2 protein-coding genes and 1 pseudogene are annotated in these 2,652 nt (G+C 52.9%); all 3 read left to right on the top strand.

Annotated features, from left to right (window positions below; all coding sequences use genetic code 11):
* A pseudogene (locus tag TX82_RS16585) lies at positions 1 to 486 on the top strand (hypothetical protein); the annotation flags it as partial.
* A 54-nt stretch (positions 487 to 540) separates the two neighbouring features.
* Positions 541 to 723 (top strand): hypothetical protein, encoded by a 183-nt coding sequence (locus TX82_RS14780; RefSeq protein ID WP_005006025.1) that lies wholly within the window; start codon positions 541 to 543, stop codon positions 721 to 723.
* A gap of 144 nt (positions 724 to 867) precedes the next feature.
* Positions 868 to 2,463: an IS1182 family transposase gene (locus TX82_RS14775; protein WP_005006023.1), complete on the top strand. Its 1,596-nt coding sequence runs from the start codon at positions 868 to 870 to the stop codon at positions 2,461 to 2,463.
* The last annotated feature ends 189 nt before the right edge of the window (positions 2,464 to 2,652 follow it).

Below are 2,652 nucleotides of genomic sequence, written 5' to 3'. Positions count from 1 at the left end.
TACGTGGATAGTGTCGGAAAACCCCTTGTTGAAACGAACTTGTACGGGTATGTCCTCGCGGACCCTGTAAACAACGTTGATCCTCTGGGATTGTTTACCCTAAATGATCTTTCCAACTTTTCCGCTGGGTTTGGGGATGCCATTACATTTGGAGGAACCAAATGGGTTCGGGAGCAATTAAACGATGGACGGGATATTGTTGATGACTGCTCTTCAGCTTACAGTTCTGGAGGGCTTACCGGCACAGGGCTCAGTTTCGCCTTGGGTGGTTCGGGAATTGCCAGAGTTGCGGGATGGACCGTAAAGTTCAGCCGGTACAGGTTTGGTGGTGCCGGGATGACGGTTGCCAAAAATGGCGTCCGCCGTTTTGGTCTGGATTGGGGTCCGTTTAAATATAAAGGAAGAATGGTATATAGGCCTCACTACCATCGTGGTTCAACCAAAAGTCAGATAAAAAAACATCGACCATGGCAGGGAGGGTTCTAAAATGGAAAGACCAAGTTACCCGGTAAAGGTCGTTTTTTTGAAAAAGGGGAAAAAGTGGAGGAAGAAATTTATGAAAATGAAATGGAAATGTGCTGCGATTTGGAGTGGTTTGATAGTGAGGTTAATACCCCTGAAGATACTACTATAGTTACTGATCGCCTGGGCCGGGAAGTGGTTTTAAAAATTGAGGCATTGGAATTGATTAAATTTGAGCTTAAAGATAAAGATAAACGCTAATTTCCTTTTGCTCAAAAAGGTGGCCTTTAGGATAAAGAGCATCGAGGACGCCTGAATGGGCTTGAAAATATGTATAAAATTTAAGATACTATCCCCGTATTGTGAGCGGTTTCCTTCATTCCCCCCTTCCTTGGAGGTTCTGCCGTGCTGTCCTCTTCTTCCCTGCGTCAGGGGAGTTTTTACGATCCCGAGTTTATCTGCGAACAACTGATCCCCGAAGACAGTTTCTACCGCCAGTTCAAGGAGAAGGTTGGACGGCTGATCACGGACCGGGTGTTCGAGTCGATGTACTGCACCGACAACGGGCGTCCGCCGATCTCGCCTGCGCTGTTGGCGAAGGCGACTATCTTGCAGTTTCACCGCAACCTGTCGGACCGAGAGATGGAGCGCGCCTGCGCCTATGACATCGAGATCAAGTTTGCATTGGGCCTGCGGCTGGATGAGCGTCCATTCGATCACTCCTCGCTGGGCGACTTTCGCAAACGCCTGCTGGAGCACGAGCAGGAGAAGGCGGTGTTCGACAAGCTCCTCGACAAACTGGTGAAGGCGGGGCTGATCGGCCGCAATGAAATCCAACGCATCGACGCCACCCACGTGATCGCCGACATTGCCTTGCCGACGATGACAGTGCTGGTGAAGAAGGGAGTGCGCAATATGCTGATCCCCTTAAAGAAGAAACATCCGGAAATCTACCAGTCCCTGGGCAAAAACATATCGATCGAAGAGTACGATCACCGCCGGGTGGATCACGAGGTGGACGGGCGTCTGGATATGGAAGCGAAGGAGAAGAAACTGGTGGAGGTGGTGCAAGACGCCAAAACCGTTCTGCGGCGTGTGGAATCCATCAAGGGAGATAAAACCCTGTCTCAGCAGGTGGAGATGTTGAAGCGAATCTTGAGGGAGCACGTCACCGAAGCCGGGAACGGCGAGCCCAGGGAGAAGGTGCGCAAGGAGAAACCGGCGGACCTGATCGTTTCCCCGGTCGATCCCGATGCCCGGTTCGGGGCCAAGTCGAAGACCAAGAAGTTCCACGGCTACAAGGCGAACATCACCGAGACGGTTAAGAGTCGATTTATCACCAGCGTGCAGGCCACACCCGGCAACCGGCGGGACGGCTCCATGACCGTGGAGTCCGTGGCCGAGCAAAGAAAACACAGGCTAGCCCCGTTAAAACTGATCGGGGATACGGCCTACAGTGATGGCGGTTACCGCAAGGCCCTCAAGGAGCATGGAACGGAGCTGGTGGCGCCGATGCGAATCACCAACAACATCACCCGCGCGGTTTTCCCGAAGTCGATGTTCGATTACAACCAGAGAAAGAACACGCTCACTTGCCCTGCTGGAGTGACGATCAAGCAGAGTTTCCACGACTACAACAAGGACATCCGCATGTTCCACTTTCCGCTGACCAAGTGCGGGCCGTGTGAGCATCTGTCCCAATGCACCAACGCGCGGGAGAAGCGGCGGGTGGTGGGGATCGGTCCGGCGCACCAGGAGTTGCGGGAAGCGGAGATCTATAACAAGACCGATCAGTTCAAGCAGGACATGAAACTGCGGCCCGGCATCGAGGGCAAGTTATCCGAGATGAAACGGTATCACGGCCTGCGTCGGGCAAGGTATCGCGGCTTGAGGAAAGTCAGCCTGCAATGTTACTTCACCGCCGTGGCGGTAAACCTCAAGCGGTGGATCAAACTGGAGATGGAGAAACTGAAAGCCCGGCCCGATCCCGCACCGACATGATGGATATAATATAGGACCAGAAGAAATCTCTCAACGGACCAAAGTAAATCAAGAAACGGAGGTGAAACAGGCGGCAACGGGAGCAAAGGACAGGCAGAGGATGAAATCATGTACCCAGACTCACCCAAAACTCCTGATGCTCCTGCACCAGCACTGGCTCATCCGGGGTTTTCAGACGGTATCACGTGA

Origin of the sequence: Nitrospina gracilis 3/211 (assembly GCF_000341545.2) — a bacterium.
Classification (GTDB): domain Bacteria; phylum Nitrospinota; class Nitrospinia; order Nitrospinales; family Nitrospinaceae; genus Nitrospina; species Nitrospina gracilis.
The sequence above is the reverse complement of the archived record's forward strand: the minus strand, read 5'-3'. Positions and strand labels throughout refer to the sequence as shown.